A 1,254-nucleotide genomic window follows, 5' to 3' on the forward strand; every position below is an offset into this window, starting at 1 on the left:
GCCTCGGCCTTGGCGCGGCGCTGATCTTCCGCACGCGCGCTGGCCGCCAGCTCCGCATCGGACATTTCCACTTCCTTGCCGGGCAGCAGGGTGTAGAAGTCGTACTGCGTGGCCGGCTTGGCCGGTTCGGCAGGCTTGGCCGCCGCACCCGGCTTGRGCAGCTCCGCGCCCACGTCGGTATCGGCGTCGCTTACCGGGGCCGGCTGGGCGTTCGGGTTCGGCTGCGGGCCAACCCGCAGGAAGCCATCACCGTCGTTCTTGAACAGGTTCGGTGCCGCCAAAAACACCACGGCCGCAATCGCCACACCCGCAACCAGCCACACCCATCCCGGTGTGCCCTGGCTGCTGTTGCGCCGTGCCTGGCTCTTGCCGCGTCGTGCTGCCATTTACTGCTTCTCCACTGCTTACATTTTTTCCGGGGCGGAAACGCCCAGGACGTTCAGACCATTGGCCAGCACCTGGCGCGCCGCGCACGCCAGCGTGAGCTTGGCATTGCGCTCGGCATCGTCAGCCACCAGCACCTGCGTGCCGTGATACCACGTGTGGAAGGCGTGCGCCAATTCACGCAGATACTGCGCGATCAGGTGCGGTTCCAGCGCGATACCGGCCGCTTCCACCACTTCCGGGAAGCGCGACATTTCCACCATCAGCCACAGCGAGGCGTCGTCGCTCAGCGAGGCCATGCCGGCAAGGCCTTCGCCCGGCGTGTAGCTCAGGCCCTTCTCCTGCGCCTGGCGCAGCAGGCTGCACACCCGGGCGTGCGCATACTGCACGTAGAACACCGGGTTGTCGTTGCTCTGCGCGCGGGCCAGGTCGATATCAAAGGTCAGCTGCGAATCGGGCTTGCGCGCGATCAGGAACCAGCGGGTCGCATCGCGGCCGGCTTCTTCGATCAGGTCACGCAGGGTCAGGTAGCTGCCGGCACGCTTGGACAGCTTCACTTCTTCGCCGCCGCGCATCACCGTCACCATCTGGTGCAGCACKTATTCCGGCCAGCCCTGGGGAATGCCCACGTCCAGCGCCTGCAGGCCGGCGCGCACGCGCGCCAGCGAGCCGTGGTGGTCCGCACCCAGCTCGGTGATCGCGCGCTCATAGCCACGCTGCCACTTGCTCAGGTGGTAGGCCACGTCCGGCAGGAAGTAGGTGTAGGTGCCGTCGGACTTGCGCATCACGCGGTCCTTGTCGTCACCGAAGTCGGTCGAGCGCAGCCACAGCGCGCCGCCGTCCTCATAGGTGTGGCCGGCCGCCTGCAGC

Annotated in this window: 1 protein-coding gene and 1 pseudogene; both read right to left on the reverse strand. The window is 67.3% G+C overall.

What is annotated here, in order from left to right; genetic code table 11:
- Nucleotides 1-386, reverse strand: a pseudogene (locus ACXJKH_RS20750) (SPOR domain-containing protein); the annotation flags it as partial.
- An 18-nt stretch (nt 387-404) separates the two neighbouring features.
- Nucleotides 405-1,254, reverse strand: an 850-nt coding sequence (locus ACXJKH_RS20755; RefSeq protein ID WP_457322213.1) for an arginine--tRNA ligase, incomplete at its 5' end; no start/stop codon positions are given.

The sequence above is a fragment of the Stenotrophomonas sp. P5_B8 genome (genome assembly GCF_054049855.1).